A 15,663-nucleotide genomic window follows, 5' to 3' on the forward strand; every position below is an offset into this window, starting at 1 on the left:
GCGTGATTGATTCAGGTTTGGCCATTTACAAGCGCCTGCTGGGCTATGTCAGGCCGCACTGGCGCGCCTTCGCCCTGGCGGTGACGGGGTTTGCCATCTATGCCGCGTCAAGCACGGCTCTGGCCGAGCTGATGAAACGCCTGATCGACGGCATCCAGAACCCCGACGCCGCCTTTCGTCTCTTTCTGCCGCTGTTTGTGATCGGCATGTTCGCCGCCCGGGGGCTGGGCACTTTTCTGAGCACCTATTTCATGGCCTACGTGGGGCGCTACGTGATTCACACGCTGCGCTGCGACGTGTTTGCCCATATGCTCCACCTGCCCGGGGTGTTTTTTGATCATCACTCCAGCGGCCATCTGGTCTCCCGGGTGACCTACCACGTGGAACAGGTCGCGGGGGCCGCCACCAAGGCGGTGACCATCCTGCTGCGCGAAGGGCTTTTTGTGGTGGGGCTGCTGGGCTATCTGCTGTGGACCAACTGGCTTTTGACGCTGCTGTTTCTCGCCGTCACGCCGCTGATCGCGCTGGTGGTGGGCTACGTCAGCAAGCGCTTTCGGCGTATTTCCAAGCGTATTCAGCACTCCATGGGCGACGTGACCCATGTGGCTTCGGAAGCGCTGTCCGGCTACCGCGTGGTGCGCACCCACGGCGCCGAAGCCCACGAAAAGCGCCGTTTCGAACGCGTCAGCGAGGAAAATCGCCGCCAGAGCATGAAGGAAGCGGTGACCAAGGCGGCGAGCTCGCCGGTGATCCTCATGCTGGTGGCCGTGTCCATGGCGGGGCTGGTGTGGGTGGCCATGGCGCCTTCGCTGCTCAACGACATGACCCCGGGGGAATTTGTCGCCTTCATTACCGCCGCCGCGCTGATGGTCAAGCCGGTGCGCCAGCTCACCGAGATCAACAGCCAGATCCAGAAGGGCATCGCCGCCTCCACCGAGCTCTTCGGGCTGATGGACGAGCCCGCCGAAGAGGACAGCGGCGAGCGCTTGCCAAAGCGCCTGCGCGGCGAGATCGCCTTTCGCGACGTCAGCTTTCACTACGCCGACGACCAGCCCGATGTGCTCCATCACGTTAATCTGGACGTGGCCGCCGGCGAGCTTGTTGCCATTGTCGGACGCTCGGGCAGCGGCAAGTCGACGCTTGCCAGCCTTTTGCCGCGCTTTTATACCTGCACCGGCGGCTATATTGCCATTGACGGCGTGGACGTGCGCGACTATCAGCTGGCCCCGCTGCGCCGCCAGATTGCGCTGGTATCCCAGCAGGTGACCCTGTTTAACGCCAGCGTGGCCGACAACATCGCCTACGGCTCCCGCGATCCCGACCCCGCGGCCATTGAAGCCGCCGCACGGGCTGCTTACGCCCACGAGTTCATCGATACTCTGCCCGACGGCTACGAGACTCGAGTGGGCGATAACGGCGTGATGCTCTCCGGCGGCCAGCGCCAGCGGCTGGCCATTGCCCGGGCGATTTTCAAGGACGCGCCGATCCTGGTGCTGGACGAGGCTACCTCGGCGCTGGACACCGAGTCCGAACGCTATATCCAGAAGGCCCTCGAGCGGGTGTGCGAAGGGCGCACGACCCTGGTCATTGCCCATCGGCTTTCCACCATCGAGCGCGCCGACCGCATTGTGGTCATGGAGCAGGGGCGTATCATCGAGCAAGGCACTCACCGCGAGCTGCTAAAGGTCGACGGCGCCTACGCCGCGCTGCATCGGCTGCAGTTTGAGGACGCGGCGTGAACCTGGCCGAACGCTGGGTCCGGGCGGCCTACCGCGGCAGCCCCTGGCTGTACCCGCTGCGCCCTCTGGCGGCCCTGTATCGGCTGATGGTCGAGCGTCGCCGGATAGCGTATGCCGGCGGTAAAAAGGCCGTGTGGCAGGCGCCGGTGCCGGTGATTGTCGTGGGCAATATTACCCTGGGCGGCACGGGCAAGTCGCCGCTGGTGGCCTGGCTGGTGCGCTGGCTAAGCGAGCGGGGCCATACCCCGGGGATTATTACCCGGGGCTACGGCGGCAGGGCCGACAGCTACCCGCTGCGGGTGACGCCGGCGACGCCGGTTGCGCAAAGCGGCGACGAGCCGCTGATGCTTGCCCAGCAGACCGGAGCGGCCGTGGTGGCCGACCCCGATCGCGTCCGGGGCGCTCGAGCGCTGGGGGAGGCCGGCTGCGATATTATCGTCAGCGACGACGGGCTGCAGCATCTGGCGCTGGGGCGGGATCTGGAGCTTGCGGTGGTGGACGGTGCGCGGGGCCTGGGCAACGGCCAGTGCCTGCCGGCCGGCCCCCTGCGCGAGCCGCCCCGGCGGCTGGCCGAGGTGGACGCCGTGCTGGTCAACGGCGAGGCGCGAAGGCGGCTCGGGGTGAACACCGTACCCATGCGGCTGGCGCCGATTCGCTGGCGCCGGCTGGCCACCGGAAAGACCTTTGCGCTCGACCCGCTGCCGTTTGCGCTGCCGGTGCGTGGCATTGCCGGCATCGGCCGGCCGGCGCGCTTTTTTGCCACACTGGAAGCGCTGGGCGTGTGCGGCTTCTGGCAGGGCTACGCCGATCACCATCGTTTCAGCGCCGGGGACCTTGAAACAGCACAAGGGCAGGCGCTGGTGATGACCGCGAAAGACGCGGTGAAGTGCGCGGCGCTGGCGCCGCCGAACAGCTGGGTACTGGACGTCGAGGCCGTTCTGCCCGCCGATTTCGAACGCTGGCTGGCCGCACGGCTGGCAGCTCTTACCTGCAGGAGACAGGCTCATGGATAAACAACTGCTGGCGATGCTGGTATGCCCCCAGTGCCAGGGCAAGCTTGAGTACGTGCGCGAGGCCGGCGAGCTGCACTGCCGCTACGACGGTCTGGCCTACCCGATAAAAGACGACATCCCGGTCATGCTCCCCGACGAGGCACGCCAGCTGAGCGTGGACGAAAAGCTGCCGGCGTCAACCGGCAGCGCGGGAGACGCCTGAGTGTCCGTGCCCGAATTCACCGCGGTCATTCCGGCGCGCTACGCCTCCACGCGGCTGCCGGGCAAGCCGCTTTTGCCCATAGCCGGCGAGCCGATGATCGCCCATGTCTGGCGGCGCGCCTGGCAAAGCGGCGCTGCCCGGGTGGTGGTCGCCACCGACGACGTACGCATCGACGAAGCGCTGGCCCCCTACAACGCCGAAGTGGTCATGACCCGGGCCGATCACGCCACGGGCACCGACCGGCTGGCCGAAGTGGCCGAGGCGCTGGCGCTTGCCGACGAGGCGCTGGTGGTCAACGTTCAGGGGGACGAGCCGCTGATGCCGCCGGCGCTGATTGATCAGGTCGCCGCGCGGCTGGCCGATGACCCCGGAGCTTCGATCGCCACGCTTGCCGAGCCGCTTACCGAGGTCGAGTCGCTTTTTAACCCCAACGTGGTCAAGGTGGTGCGCGCCTTCGACGGCCGGGCGCTGTATTTTTCCCGGGCGCCGGTGCCCTGGGACCGCGAGCATTTCAGCGACCCGCCGGCGCTGTTGGCGACCGATGCCTGGCTGCGCCATATCGGTATCTATGCCTACCGCGCGGCTTTTCTGCACGCCTTTCGCGACTGGCCGCCGGCCGCGCTCGAGCAGCTCGAGCAGCTCGAGCAGCTGCGCGCGCTGCAGCGCGGGCATGTTGTGCAGGTGGCGCTGGCCTGCACGGTCAACCCACCCGGCGTGGATACGCCGGATGATCTGGCGCGGGTGCGTCGCCTGATGGCGTCCCGCGACATCCATTCTGATAGGGAGTCACCATGAAGGTGCTATTCGTCTGTCTGGGCAATATCTGCCGTTCGCCGAGCGCCGAAGGCGTGTTTCGTCGGGCGGTAGAGCAGGCAGGGCTTGAGCCGCATGTCACCGTGGATTCGTGCGGTATCGGCGACTGGCATGCGGGCAACCCGCCCGACGAGCGGGCGCAGGCGGCGGCCAAACGTCGTGGTCTCGATATCGGCAATCTTCGGGCGCGCCAGCTTGGCCGCGAGGATTTTGACGAGTTCGACTATATTCTGCCCATGGACTACGGCAACCTGCGCGACATTCGTGCCATGGAGCCGGAGGGCCACGGCGCCCATATCGAGCTGTTCCTGGCGTTTGCCGGCATGCCCCAGGGTGAAGTGCCGGACCCGTATTACGGCGGCGAGCAGGGCTTTGAGGAGGTGCTCGACATGATCGAGGCGGCCTCCCAGGGGCTCGTCGAGCATATTCAGGCTGCCCGGTGATGCCGCCGTCGGCTCCCGCCACGTGGCAGCCCGACTGCGAGCTGGCTCGGGCCAACACCCTGGGCCTGCCGTGCCGGGCGGCATTTTTCGCCGCGCCGTCGACGCTTTCCGCGCTGCGCGACTGCCTGGGCGCGGCGCGCCGGGCGGGCCAGCGCATAACCCTGCTGGGCGGCGGCAGCAACGTGCTGCTGCCGCCCAGGCTGGGCGGCGTGGTCGTGCGCCCGGCGCTTCGCCAGTGGTGGCTTGAGCGCGACGGCGACAGAGTCCGGGCGCATGTGGGCGCCGGGGTAAACTGGCACGGCCTGGTAATGACGCTTGCCGCGCGCGGGCTCTGGGGCCTTGAGAACCTGGCGCTGATTCCCGGTGACTGCGGCGCGGCTCCGGTGCAGAACATCGGCGCCTATGGCGTCGAGCTGGCCGACGCGCTGCACGCGGTCGAGGTCATGTATCTGGCCAGCGGGCGCACTCGCCGGCTATCGCCCGGCGAGTGCCGGTTCGGCTACCGCGACAGCGTTTTCAAGCACGAGCTGGCCGGCGAGGTGGCGATCACCCGACTGGTGCTCGAACTTGGCCGTACTCCCCGCCCGGTGCTCGGGTACGGCGACCTGGCTGCCCGAGCAGGGGCCGATCCCACGGCCCTTGAGGTCGCGCAAACGGTGAGCGCCATTCGCCGGGAAAAGCTGCCGGATCCGCGGCGCCTGCCCAACGCCGGCAGCTTTTTCAAGAATCCTGTGGTGGAGCACAGCGTCGCCAAACGGCTGCTTGAGCAGCATCCCGACATGCCGCATTTTCCCCAGGCGGGCGGCGGCTGCAAGCTGGCTGCCGGCTGGCTGGTGGATCGCTGCGGCCTGAAAGGACAGCGCTTTGGCGCCTTTGGCGTCCACGAGCGTCAGGCGCTGGTGCTGGTGCATTTCGGCGGCGGTGATCGTGCCGGGCTTAAGCGCGCGGCAGGCCAGGTGGCCGGCGCGGTCAAGGAGCGCTTTGGCGTGGCGCTGGAAGTGGAGCCGCGCACGATTCCGGCGTGAGCGCACAGACATTTCGCCTTAAAAAAAAGCCCGGCACCTTCAAGGTGCCGGGCTTTTTTGTGGGCAGGCGGCGCTACTCGGCGCTGTTCTCCTGCTGGCGACGGCGCTGTTCGCGCGGGTCGTTATGCGCCCGGCGACGGCGACGCGGCTTGGCAGGGGCCTTTTCCGCTGCCCTGGCCGGGGCTTTTTCCTCGGCTTTCTGCGGGGCTTTTTCCGGAGGCTGTTCCGGGGTCGGCTCCGCTGCCTTTTCCGGCGCTGTCGGCTTTTCGGCTGCCGGGGCGTCGGCCTTTTCCGCTGCCCTGGCCGGCGCTTTTTCTTCGGCCTTCTGCGGGGCTTTTTCCGGGGGCTTTTCCGGGACCGGCTCCGCCGCCTTTTTCGGCGCTGCCGGCTTTTCGGCTGCCGGGGCATCGGCCTTTTCCGCTGCCGGGGCTTCAGCTTCGGCCTGGAGCCTGAGTTGCTCGGCTTCGGCCTTGGGGTTCAGCGCCTGCTTGCGGCTGCGCTTGCGCGGGTTGTTGCGAGTGCGCTTGGGCGTGTCCACGGCGACGGCCGGCGCTTCGTTCGGCGAGGCAGCTTTGGCCTCGTCGGGCTGCCTGCCGGTCTGGGGCTCGGCCTCCTTGGGCAGGGTAGCAGGCGTATCGGCGGGCTTGTCTGCCCGGGGCGCAGCCGCTGCGCTTTGGCGTTCTTTGCTGTCCTGCTGGGGGTGGCGACGACGGCTGCGCGAGCGGCTGGGGCCGCTGCGCTGGCTGTCCGCGCTGGCGGGTTTGCGCTGGGCATCGCTGCGCGTGTCATCGCTCTTGTCGCTGCGCGATGCGTGGCTACGCTGGGCGTTCGACGAGCTCTTGCTTGAGGCCTCGGTTTTTGCCGTCTCGTCGCCCGTGCGGCTGCGGGACTTGCCGGCAGCGTCGCTGCCGGTATCTTTTGCCGAGCTCTTGCCCTGGCGCGAAGCGCTGTCATGACCGGCGGTGCTGCCCTTGCCCGACCGACTTTGCTGCTGGTTTGCGCTGCGCGGGCGGCGCTCGACGGCCGGCTTGTGCCGGGCCGGCGCCGGGCGCGACCGGCGCTCGTCCGCGTCGGATGCCTGCCGGCTTTGGGTCTTTTCCAGTGCCTGTTCCGTTTCTTCGGCCCCCAGAAACTTGGCAAAACCGCGGATAAAGCGGCCCACCACGCCGGACGAGGCGTCGGGGGTGGCTTCTGCAGTCGTCCGAGGGGCGCTGTGGCCGTCGCTTTGCAGCGAAGCGGGGGCCGGGGCGTTGTGCGTTACGCTCTTGACCGCGGCGACGTCGCGCTGGGCCGGCGGCGTCATGCCGGGCTCCGACTCCTTGCCGGCTTCGCTTTCCACGGGCAGCTCGAAGCTGGAGGCCGCGGTGAGGTCGCCGCCTTCCAGATGGTCGTCGCGCAGGCGCTGAACGTCGTAGTGCGGCGTGTCCATGTCCGGGTTGGGCAGCAGCACCACGCGAACGTCCTGGCGCGCTTCGATATCGGCCAGCACGCTGCGCTTTTCGTTGAGCAGGTAGGTGGCGACCGGTACGGGCAAAACGGCGCGGATCTGGGCGCTGCGCTCTTTCATGGCTTCTTCTTCGAGCAGGCGCATCACCGACAGCGACAGCGAACGCACGTCGCGGATGGTGCCCTGGCCGTTACAGCGCGGGCAGACCACGCCGCTGGTTTCGCCAAGCGACGGGCGCAGGCGCTGGCGTGACATTTCCATCAGGCCAAAGCGCGAAATTCGCCCGATCTGGACTCGGGCGCGGTCGATCTTGAGCGCGTCACGGGTGCGGTTTTCCACTTCGCGCTGGTTGCGCGCCGGGCCCATGTCGATGAAGTCGATGACCACCAGGCCGCCGATGTCGCGCAGGCGCAGCTGGCGGGCGATTTCGTCGGCGGCTTCGCTGTTGGTCTGCAGCGCGGTTTCTTCGATATCGCTGCCCCGGGTCGCCCGGGCCGAGTTGATGTCGATGGAGACCAGCGCTTCGGTGTGGTCGATGACAATGGAGCCGCCCGAGGGCAGCTTGACTTTGCGCTGGTAGGCGGTCTCGATCTGGGATTCGATCTGAAAGCGCGAGAACAGCGGCACCTCGTCGGCGTAGAGCTTGATCTTTTGCTGGTAGGAGGGCATGACCTGGCGAATAAAGCCCAGCGCTTCGGCGTGGATCTCGGGGCTGTCGATCAGCACCTCGCCGATGTCCTGGCGCAGGTAGTCGCGCATGGCGCGGATGATGACGTTGGACTCGCGGTAGATCAAAAAGGGCGTGGCGTGCTTGCCGGCCTCCGCGGTGATCGACTCCCACACCTGCACCAGATAATCCAGGTCCCACTGGAGCTCTTCGGGCGTGCGGCCGATACCCGCGGTACGCACGATCAGGCCCATTTTGTCCGGCATGGTCAGCTGGCTCATGGCGTTTTTGAGCTGGCTGCGGTCCTCGCCTTCGATGCGCCGGGAAATGCCGCCGGCGCGGGGGTTGTTGGGCATCAATACCAGAAAGCGCCCGGCCAGGCTGATGAAGGTGGTCAGGGCGGCGCCCTTGTTGCCGCGCTCTTCCTTGTCCACCTGGACGGTGACTTCCTGGCCTTCCTTGATCACTTCCTTGATGCTGGGGCGGCCGTTGACGTCCTTGACGAAATATTCCCGGGAGATTTCCTTCAGCGGCAGAAAGCCGTGGCGCTCGGCGCCAAAATCGACAAAAGCGGCTTCCAGGGAAGGTTCAACCCGGGTGATGCGGCCGCGGTAGATGTTGGCTTTTTTCTGCTCCCGGGCGCCGGACTCGATATCCAGATCGTAAAGGCGTTGACCATCGACAAGAGCGACGCGCAGCTCTTCAGGCTGGGTCGCATTGATGAGCATCCGTTTCATGTTGTCTCGCATAGCGTTGCGTGCCGGTGCTCCGTCAAAAACGGTGCGGAGATGTCGCGGAAGCTACCGGCACAACGTTGAACTTGTTTTCGCCCGCCGCCGGGCGCGCTCGATGACGTGAAAGCACGGCGGCGCCGGGCGTAGCGTGTTGTCCTGTCCTTGCCAGGGCCGGCGCTTAGCGTTAAGCGCCGCCGGGCGAACGCGCGGGATAATCCCCGGGCGCCTGTGTCCTTTACCGGCAAGCTGTTACCGGCGGCAGCGATGCTGCCCGGATCCTTGCGGCTGCGCGCGGATACCATTGCCGTGGCGCGCAGATGACGGCGGCATGCGTACACGGCGTCGTCCTGCTCTGGCCTGCGTGTCGGTCGGGCAGGCGCTTTGTCCCAGGCAAGCGTTTGCCGGCCTTGCGGGCTTTCTGTGATGGCGCTTGTCTGGCGCTAGGGCACTTGTTCAGTCGTGCGCAGAGGCGTGGCACACAGAAGCGTGGAAACGCTTGGAGGGCGAGCGTTCCGGAATATAACAGCAAAGCCACCGACCAGCAATTTACCCGCCGATAAATGACGCCGGGTTCGCCTGCCCGGGGCGCATTGTTCGAGCGTGTGCGATAGAATGGCGCTTTTCCCGGCGCAAGGAGGACACCGCCATGGCCGAAGGGCGAGACGTGCAGTGGGTGGACATCGCCCCGGAGCAGGCGGGGCAGCGCCTCGATAACTTTCTCATGACCCGACTCAAGGGGGCTCCTCGGGCGCTGATCTACCGCATTGTGCGCAAGGGCGAGGTGCGGGTGAACAAAAAGCGCGTCAAGGCCGGCTATCGAGTGCAGGCCGGCGACACGGTGCGCGTGCCGCCGCTGCGGCTGGCGCCCCGGGAGGCGGTGAAGGAAGTCAGCGACAGCCTGCGCGACCTGCTGCTGGGCAGCGTACTGCGCGAAAGCGCCGACTGGCTGGTGCTCAACAAGCCGTCGGGGCTGGCGGTGCACGGCGGCAGCGGCGTCAAGATCGGCCTCATCGAGGCGCTGCGCCAGGTGCGCGACGATCTTGACTTTCTGGAGCTGGTGCACCGGCTGGACCGCGACACCTCGGGCTGCTTGCTTCTGGCCAAGTCCCGCGAAGCGCTGCTCTCGCTCAACCGGGCGCTCAAGGCGCAGGGCATGGAAAAGCGCTACCTGGCGCTGGTCAGTGGCCGCTGGCCGGCGCGCAAAACCTTTGTCAGCGCGCGGCTGGACCGCTTTGACGCGGGCAACGGCGAGCGTCGCGTGCGCGTGACGACCGACGGCAAGTTCGCGCGCACGCGCTTTGCCGTGGAGGAAGCGTTTGCCCACGCCACGCTGATCGAGGCCGAGCCGGTGACCGGGCGCACCCATCAGATTCGCGTGCACGCCGCCCATGCCGGGCATCCGCTGCTGGGGGATGACAAGTACTCAAGCCGGGAAAGCGCGGCGGTTTCTCGCCGCCTGGGCGCGGAGCGGCTTTTTCTGCACGCCCGCTCGCTGAGCTTTCCCGAGCCCGGAAGCGGGCGCATGATCACGGTCAAGGCGCCGCTCCCCGAAGCGCTGGAGAGCGTGCTGACCCCTCTTCGTGGATAGGACACAAGCATGTCGACAACAGCGTCGTTTGAACTGATGATTTTTGACTGGGACGGCACCCTGATGGACTCGGTGCCGCGCATTGTTTCCAGCATGCAGGCGGCCGCCCGGGACGTCGAGTGGGGGGAGCTTGCCCCCGATGCCGTGGAAAACATTGTCGGGCTGGGGCTGCCCGAAGCGGTGGAGATACTGTGCCCGGGTATTTCCGCGGCGCACTCGGCGCGCCTGCGCGAACGCTACGCGCACTATTTCGTCCACGCCGACCCCACCCCCATGACGTTTTTCGGCGGCGCCGAGGCGCGGCTCGAACGCCTGCACCGCCGGGGCGTCTCCCGGCTTGCGGTGGCCACGGGCAAGACCCGCCGCGGTCTCGATCGGGTTTTTACCGAGACAGACAGCGCTCGCTGGTTCCATGCCAGCCGCACCGCCGATGAGACCCGCTCCAAGCCGGACCCGCTGATGCTGGCCGAGCTGCTCGACGAGCTCGACGTGCCCGCCAGCCGGGCGGTCATGGTCGGCGATACCGAATACGACATGGCGATGGCCCGTGCGCTGGGCATGCCCCGGGTAGGCGTGAGCTACGGCGTGCACAAAAGCGAGCGGCTGGCGGCCTTTGCGCCGCTGCACATTGCCCACGATATTGACGGGCTCTTCGATTGGCTGGAGGCGTCAGCGGTGAAGACAGCGCCCGCGACAGCCGCGACGTGACAAGGAGACAGCATGAGCGATAAATCAGCCGGCAACGGCAGGGGAGAGCCGTCATCCCGAGCCGCCTCTGACCCCTGGACCGAGAACGAGGCGGTATCTGACACGGCTGCCGCCGAGGCTAGCTACCCGGACGACGACGCCGCGACCCTGCGCGAGCGCCAGCGCTTGCAGCAGCAGGAAATGATGGACCGCTGGATCGGCGGGGTGCTGGCCGAGCAGCGCCGCAGCCGGCGCTGGAAGATCGCCCTGCGGCTGACCCTGCTGGCGCTGCTGCTGGCGTCGGTGCTGCTCGGCGCCTACGGTCTGTTCGGCGACAGGTCGGCTACCCCAGTGAGCGCGCAGCCGCACCTGGGCGTGGTGGAGGTCGAAGGGGCCATTGCCGACGATTCGCCGGCCAATGCCGAGCGGCTCATCCGCGGGCTCAATCGCGCCTGGGAGGCGGATAACGCCAGGGCGGTGGTGCTGCACATCAACAGTCCCGGCGGCAGCCCGGTGCAGTCCCAGCGCGTCTACGCCGAAGTCATGCGCCTGCGCCAGGCGGGCGACAAGCCGATCATCGCGGTGATCGAGGATATCGGCGCCAGCGGCGCCTACTACATTGCCGCTGCGGCAGACGAGGTGGTGGCCTCACCGGCGAGCCTGGTGGGCTCCATCGGCGTGATCTACTCCGGGTTCGGCCTGCAGCAGGCCATCGACAAGCTGGGCGTCGAGCGCCGGGTCATGACCGCCGGGGAAAACAAGGCGTTCCTGGATCCGTTTCAGCCGCTTGACGAGGACACCGAGACGTTCTGGCAGTCGGTGCTGAATACTACCCATCAGCAGTTCGTGGCCGATGTGAAGGCCGGCCGCGGCGAGCGCCTGAGCGAGGATCCGCGGCTGTTCTCGGGGCTGGTGTGGAGCGGCGAACAGGCCCTTGAGCTGGGGCTGGTCGATCGCCTGGCGAGTATCGAAGAGGTGGCGCGCGACTATACCGACGGCCTGCGCCGGGAGGACTACACGCCGGCGCTTGGCCCGCTTGACCAGCTGTCGCGCCGCTTTGCCCGCACCGCGGCCCGGGTGCTGGGTGTTTCCACCTCGCCGTCACCGCTGCGGTTCACCATCGAGCGCTAGAGGGGCGGTGCCGCTTTATCCTTCCCTCAGGCTTTGACACCGGCGGGGGGAGTGCCTATCATTGCGCGCCTATGTTGACCTCACGACTTCCTGATCGGGTTGAGCCTTACAAGCTTGCCGCCCGTCGCGAACGCCTTGAAGGCCGGGTAGCGCTCAGCGGCCTCTCCCGTCTTGCCGAAGAAGCCGGCCCGCAGTCGGGAGATTGCCGCGTCGTGCTTGAGTTCGGCATTGACGCCCAGGGACGCCGCGAAATACACGGCTCGCTTGAGGCCTCGCTCATGCTCGCCTGTCGGCGCTGTCTGGTACCCATCGAGCATCCGGTGAAGAGCGACTTTCTGCTGGGCATGGTGGCCGACGAAGCGCTCGCCGGCGAGCTGCCCGCAAGCCACGAGCCGGTGCTGGTGGAAAACGAGCAGCTGAACCTTTTGACGCTGGTCGAGGACGAGCTGATTCTGAGTCTGCCCCAGGTGATCTATCACGATGAAGCCGACTGCCTTGTGCCGGCGGAGCAGCTGGTCAGCAAGGCCGACGAAGCCGAAGAAGACGAAGCGGCGTCTGACGACAATCCGTTTGCGGTGCTTCGCACCCTGAAAGACAAGCAATAAGTTTCTCTTACCATTGTTGGAGTAATGACCCATGGCAGTTCAAAAGAACCGTAAAACCCGCTCCGCCCGCGGCATGCGCCGCAGCCACGACTCGCTGAGCGCGCCGACGATTTCCGAGGACAAGGAAACCGGTACCAAGCATCTGCGTCACCACGTAGCGCCCGACGGCTACTACCGCGGCCGCAAGGTCGTCGAGGTTTAAGCGTCAAGTGTCTGACGTGCGAAAGCCCGACGACGCGTGCGCATAGCCGTTGATGTCATGGGAGGCGATCACGGCTCCCAGGCCATCATCCACGGCGCTGCGCGCGCAGCGCAGGAAGACCCCGGGCTGGTGCTTGAGCTTTTCGGCCCTTGTCAGCACGTACGGGCCGAAATTTCACGCTTGCCGCAGCCCCTGGCTGCGGCAGCGTCGCGTTTAATCCCCCGGGATGCCGCCGACGGCGTGCCGGCCGAGGCCACGGCGGCCTGGGCGCTGCGTCACGGCCAGTATACCAGCATGGCCTGCATGCTCGACGCCCTCGGCGATAGCCGGCGTCAGCTCGATGCCGCGGTGAGCGCCGGCAATACCGCGGCGCTGGTGGCGCTGTCGCGCCGCTCCCTGGGCACGCTCCCGGGCGTTGGCCGACCGGCAATCAGCACCGCCATACCGGCCCGTCGCCGGCGGCAGTGCTACCTGCTTGATCTGGGAGCCAACGTGGATTCGCCGGCGCGCCGCCTGGCGGACTTTGCCCTCATGGGGGCCGCCATGGCGCAAAGCGTGGACGGCCTGGAGAGGCCGCGCGTGGCCCTTCTGAACGTGGGTGCCGAGGCGACCAAGGGCAGCGCCGAGCTGCGCGACGCCGATACGATCCTGCGCCGCTACGGGGCCGTCGGGGCCTTTGACTATCGCGGCTACGCCGAAGGCGGCGACCTTTACAGCGGCTCGCTTGACGTTCTGGTATGCGACGGCCTGGTGGGTAACGCCGTGCTCAAGTCAAGCGAAGGCCTTGCCGGCATGCTGGTCGAGCGCGTGCAGGAAGCGTTCGAAGCCCGGCTCAGCGGCCGGCTGGCAAGCCTTCTGGCCCGGCCGGTGCTCAGGCGGCTAAAACGGGAGCTTGACCCCGTGCGCTATAACGGGGCGAGCCTGCTGGGGCTTTCTCGCATTGTGGTCAAAAGCCACGGCGGCGCTCACGAGGAAGGCTTCTACTATGCGATACGGCGGGCGATGCAGGAAGTCGAGCACGACCTGCCCGGCCGCCTCGCCGAACGCTGGCAGGCGATGCCTTAGGCGCCTTCGCCGCGCTCAAGCGGGCTCGGGCCGGGGCGCAAATGCCGAGAAAAGCCAACAAGAGCAAAGGTGAAATAACATGTCTCAACCCCTTGCCCTCATGTTTCCCGGGCAAGGCTCTCAGCAGCTGGGCATGCTGCGAGAGCTGGCAGAACGCTATAGCGTGGTGGGAACCACGTTCAACGAAGCGTCGGACGCGCTGGGCTATAACCTGTGGAAGGTTGTTCAGGAGGGGCCGGAGGCCTCGCTGAACGCTACCGCCTGCACGCAGCCGGCGCTGCTGGCGGCAAGCGTGGCGGTGTGGCGCGTGTGGCAGGAGCTGGAAGGACCGCGCCCGACGGTAATGGCGGGGCACAGCCTGGGCGAATACAGCGCCATGGTGTGCGCCGGCGTGATGAGCTTTGCCGAAGGGGTGCGCCTGGTGCGCCTGCGCGGCGAGGCCATGCAGCAGGCCGTGCCCGAGGGCGAGGGCGGCATGGCGGCGATTCTGGGCCTCGACGACAAGGCGGTAGAAGCGGTCTGCGCCGAGGCTGCCCAGGGCGAAGTCGTGGCCGCGGTCAACTATAATGCGCCGGGCCAGGTGGTGATCGCCGGCGCCAAGGCGGCGGTGGAGCGGGCCATTGCCGCCTGCCAGCAGGCCGGCGCCAAGCGGGCGCTGGCGCTGCCGGTATCGGTGCCGTCGCACTGCGAACTGATGCGCCCGGCGGCCGACAGGCTGGCCGAGGCCCTGGGCGAGGTCACGCTGCGGGCGCCGCGCTATACGGTGATCCAGAACGTTGACGCCCGGGCCCACGCCGATGTCGACACGCTGCGCACCCGCCTGATCGAGCAGCTGTATCGGCCGGTGCGCTGGAGCGACTGCGTGCTGGCCATGCAGGAGCAGGGCGCCAGGGTGTTTGTCGAGTGCGGGCCGGGCAAGGTGCTGACCGGGCTCAACAAGCGCATCGTGCGTGGCAGCAAGGGGCTTGCGGTCAACGACCCGGACAGCCTCGATGCCGCGCTGGAGCTGGCCCGGGCCGACGTTGCCGGCGAAGGCTGATCCTCCTTTGAGATTCCGTTCTGATTCTTGACTAGGGCATAGTGCAATGACACAGGGTGCAATGACACAGGAAGAGACGAGCCGGCAGCGCCGGGTAGCGCTGGTCACCGGCGCTACCCGGGGCATCGGCCGCGCCGTGGCGTACGAGCTTGGCCGCCAGAGGCGCATCGTGGTGGGTACGGCGACCAGCGACGCCGGCGCCGAAAAAATCGATGCCGCCCTTGCCGAACAGGGCATTGAAGGGGCCGGCATGCGCCTCGACGTTACCGACCAGGCAAGCATCGACGCCGTGCTCAAGGCCATTGGCGAGCGTTTCGGCGCGCCGACCATCCTGATCAACAACGCCGGCATTACCCGGGACAACCTGCTGATGCGGATGAAGGAAGATCAGTGGGGCGAGGTGCTGGATACCAACCTGACGTCGGTCTATCGTCTGAGCAAGGCCTGCCTGCGCGGCATGACCAAGGCGCGGTTCGGGCGCATCGTCTCGATCAGCTCGGTCGTTGCCACCATGGGCAACCTGGGGCAAAGCAACTACGCGGCGGCCAAGGCCGGCATGGAAGGCTTTAGCCGCGCGCTGGCGCGGGAGGTGGCCTCGCGCGCCATCACGGTCAACGCCGTGGCGCCGGGATTTGTCGCCACCGACATGACCGAGTCGCTGCCCGAGGCGCAGAAAGAGGCGCTGCTGGCGCAAATTCCGCTGGCGCGCCTGGGCGAACCCGACGAAATTGCCGCGGCCGTGGGCTTTTTGACCAGCGACGGCGCCGGCTACATCACCGGTGAAACGCTGCACGTCAACGGCGGTATGAATATGCGTTGATGCCCTTGGAAATGGCGGTTGCGTCAACTCAAGGGCGTCTATAAACTACCCGCAGCTTTTGGCTTGCGGTTTCCCCATAGCCGGCACAGACACGGCTGACGAGAATGACTGGAGTACGTTGATGAGTACTATTGAAGAGCGCGTAAAGAAAGTTGTAGCCGAGCGCCTGAACGTCAAGGAAGACGACATTCAGAGCAGCTCTTCCTTTACCGAAGATCTGGGCGCGGACTCGCTGGACACCGTTGAGCTGGTCATGGCGCTCGAGGAAGAGTTCGACACCGAAATTCCCGATGAGGAAGCGGAAAAGATCACCACGGTTCAGGAAGCTGTCGACTACGTGAACACCCACCAGTAAGGGTCGTGTTGCAGTGACAAACCGGGGCGGTGCAGTCGCCCACATAAAAGCCGTCCTGGCAGGGCGGCTTTTTGTTTGCCGGCTGAAT

The 15,663-nt window shown here is 66.8% G+C and carries 16 protein-coding genes; 15 read left to right on the forward strand and 1 reads right to left on the reverse strand.

What is annotated here, in order from left to right; all coding sequences use genetic code 11:
• Positions 1-2 precede the first annotated feature (2 nt).
• From msbA to murB, 6 genes are read left to right on the forward strand one after another with little or no spacing between them, the layout of a single operon-like run.
• Positions 3-1,739, forward strand: a complete 1,737-nt coding sequence (gene msbA, locus P1P91_RS07185) for a lipid A export permease/ATP-binding protein MsbA (RefSeq protein ID WP_311885562.1) — start codon at positions 3-5, stop codon at positions 1,737-1,739.
• Positions 1,736-2,752, forward strand: coding sequence for a tetraacyldisaccharide 4'-kinase (gene lpxK / locus P1P91_RS07190; RefSeq protein ID WP_311885563.1), 1,017 nt, complete (start codon positions 1,736-1,738; stop codon positions 2,750-2,752). Before msbA ends, lpxK begins: the two co-directional genes overlap by 4 nt.
• Positions 2,745-2,954, forward strand: coding sequence for a Trm112 family protein (locus P1P91_RS07195; RefSeq protein ID WP_311885564.1), 210 nt, complete (start codon positions 2,745-2,747; stop codon positions 2,952-2,954). Before lpxK ends, P1P91_RS07195 begins: the two co-directional genes overlap by 8 nt.
• The gene (gene kdsB / locus P1P91_RS07200; protein ID WP_311885565.1) at positions 2,955-3,749 is read left to right on the forward strand and encodes a 3-deoxy-manno-octulosonate cytidylyltransferase; all 795 of its coding nucleotides are present in this window, start codon (positions 2,955-2,957) and stop codon (positions 3,747-3,749) included.
• Positions 3,746-4,210, forward strand: coding sequence for a low molecular weight protein-tyrosine-phosphatase (locus tag P1P91_RS07205; RefSeq protein WP_311885566.1), 465 nt, complete (start codon positions 3,746-3,748; stop codon positions 4,208-4,210). The genes kdsB and P1P91_RS07205 overlap by 4 nt, the downstream gene beginning before the upstream one ends.
• Positions 4,210-5,235: a UDP-N-acetylmuramate dehydrogenase gene (murB, locus tag P1P91_RS07210; RefSeq protein WP_311885569.1), complete on the forward strand. Its 1,026-nt coding sequence runs from the start codon at positions 4,210-4,212 to the stop codon at positions 5,233-5,235. Before P1P91_RS07205 ends, murB begins: the two co-directional genes overlap by 1 nt.
• Positions 5,236-5,308: 73 nt before the next feature.
• Here murB and rne read toward each other — a convergent pair whose 3' ends face one another.
• Positions 5,309-8,086 (reverse strand): ribonuclease E, encoded by a 2,778-nt coding sequence (gene rne / locus P1P91_RS07215; protein ID WP_311885571.1) that lies wholly within the window; start codon positions 8,084-8,086, stop codon positions 5,309-5,311.
• Positions 8,087-8,729: 643 nt separating this feature from the next.
• On the opposite strand from rne, the gene P1P91_RS07220 reads away from it, so the two are divergent.
• The 9 genes from P1P91_RS07220 (at position 8,730) to acpP (ending at position 15,575) form a co-directional block, all read left to right on the forward strand.
• Positions 8,730-9,671 carry an RluA family pseudouridine synthase gene (locus P1P91_RS07220; protein WP_311885573.1) on the forward strand — a complete coding sequence of 314 codons (942 nt, stop codon included), beginning with the start codon at positions 8,730-8,732 and terminating at the stop codon, positions 9,669-9,671.
• Between the two features lie 9 nt (positions 9,672-9,680).
• Positions 9,681-10,379: an HAD family hydrolase gene (locus P1P91_RS07225; protein WP_311885575.1), complete on the forward strand. Its 699-nt coding sequence runs from the start codon at positions 9,681-9,683 to the stop codon at positions 10,377-10,379.
• Between the two features lie 12 nt (positions 10,380-10,391).
• A complete protein-coding gene (gene sppA, locus P1P91_RS07230) occupies positions 10,392-11,489 on the forward strand; it encodes a signal peptide peptidase SppA (RefSeq protein WP_311885577.1) in 1,098 nt (365 codons plus the stop codon).
• A gap of 71 nt (positions 11,490-11,560) precedes the next feature.
• Positions 11,561-12,094 (forward strand): YceD family protein, encoded by a 534-nt coding sequence (locus P1P91_RS07235; protein WP_311885579.1) that lies wholly within the window; start codon positions 11,561-11,563, stop codon positions 12,092-12,094.
• A gap of 31 nt (positions 12,095-12,125) precedes the next feature.
• On the forward strand, positions 12,126-12,296 hold the full coding sequence (gene rpmF, locus P1P91_RS07240) for a 50S ribosomal protein L32 (protein WP_311885580.1): 171 nt from the start codon (positions 12,126-12,128) through the stop codon (positions 12,294-12,296).
• A gap of 36 nt (positions 12,297-12,332) precedes the next feature.
• Positions 12,333-13,361 (forward strand): phosphate acyltransferase PlsX, encoded by a 1,029-nt coding sequence (gene plsX / locus P1P91_RS07245; protein WP_311885582.1) that lies wholly within the window; start codon positions 12,333-12,335, stop codon positions 13,359-13,361.
• Positions 13,362-13,440: 79 nt separating this feature from the next.
• Positions 13,441-14,400: an ACP S-malonyltransferase gene (fabD, locus tag P1P91_RS07250; RefSeq protein WP_311885583.1), complete on the forward strand. Its 960-nt coding sequence runs from the start codon at positions 13,441-13,443 to the stop codon at positions 14,398-14,400.
• A gap of 61 nt (positions 14,401-14,461) precedes the next feature.
• Positions 14,462-15,220, forward strand: a complete 759-nt coding sequence (gene fabG / locus P1P91_RS07255) for a 3-oxoacyl-ACP reductase FabG (RefSeq protein WP_311885584.1) — start codon at positions 14,462-14,464, stop codon at positions 15,218-15,220.
• Between the two features lie 121 nt (positions 15,221-15,341).
• A complete protein-coding gene (gene acpP, locus P1P91_RS07260) occupies positions 15,342-15,575 on the forward strand; it encodes an acyl carrier protein (RefSeq protein ID WP_311885585.1) in 234 nt (77 codons plus the stop codon).
• The last annotated feature ends 88 nt before the right edge of the window (positions 15,576-15,663 follow it).

Source organism: Halomonas piscis (genome assembly GCF_031886125.1).
GTDB lineage: Bacteria > Pseudomonadota > Gammaproteobacteria > Pseudomonadales > Halomonadaceae > Vreelandella > Vreelandella piscis.

What these genes read in the sequence shown, in the direction of transcription:
- P1P91_RS07195 (WP_311885564.1), top strand. Translation starts at nt 2,745, where the DNA reads ATGGATAAACAACTGCTGGCGATGCTGGTATGCCCCCAGTGCCAGGGC.
- P1P91_RS07205 (WP_311885566.1), top strand. Translation starts at nt 3,746, where the DNA reads ATGAAGGTGCTATTCGTCTGTCTGGGCAATATCTGCCGTTCGCCGAGC.
- murB (WP_311885569.1), top strand. Translation starts at nt 4,210, where the DNA reads ATGCCGCCGTCGGCTCCCGCCACGTGGCAGCCCGACTGCGAGCTGGCT.
- rne (WP_311885571.1), bottom strand. Translation starts at nt 8,086, where the DNA reads ATGAAACGGATGCTCATCAATGCGACCCAGCCTGAAGAGCTGCGCGTC.
- P1P91_RS07220 (WP_311885573.1), top strand. Translation starts at nt 8,730, where the DNA reads ATGGCCGAAGGGCGAGACGTGCAGTGGGTGGACATCGCCCCGGAGCAG.
- P1P91_RS07225 (WP_311885575.1), top strand. Translation starts at nt 9,681, where the DNA reads ATGTCGACAACAGCGTCGTTTGAACTGATGATTTTTGACTGGGACGGC.
- sppA (WP_311885577.1), top strand. Translation starts at nt 10,392, where the DNA reads ATGAGCGATAAATCAGCCGGCAACGGCAGGGGAGAGCCGTCATCCCGA.
- P1P91_RS07235 (WP_311885579.1), top strand. Translation starts at nt 11,561, where the DNA reads ATGTTGACCTCACGACTTCCTGATCGGGTTGAGCCTTACAAGCTTGCC.
- rpmF (WP_311885580.1), top strand. Translation starts at nt 12,126, where the DNA reads ATGGCAGTTCAAAAGAACCGTAAAACCCGCTCCGCCCGCGGCATGCGC.
- fabD (WP_311885583.1), top strand. Translation starts at nt 13,441, where the DNA reads ATGTCTCAACCCCTTGCCCTCATGTTTCCCGGGCAAGGCTCTCAGCAG.
- fabG (WP_311885584.1), top strand. Translation starts at nt 14,462, where the DNA reads ATGACACAGGAAGAGACGAGCCGGCAGCGCCGGGTAGCGCTGGTCACC.
- acpP (WP_311885585.1), top strand. Translation starts at nt 15,342, where the DNA reads ATGAGTACTATTGAAGAGCGCGTAAAGAAAGTTGTAGCCGAGCGCCTG.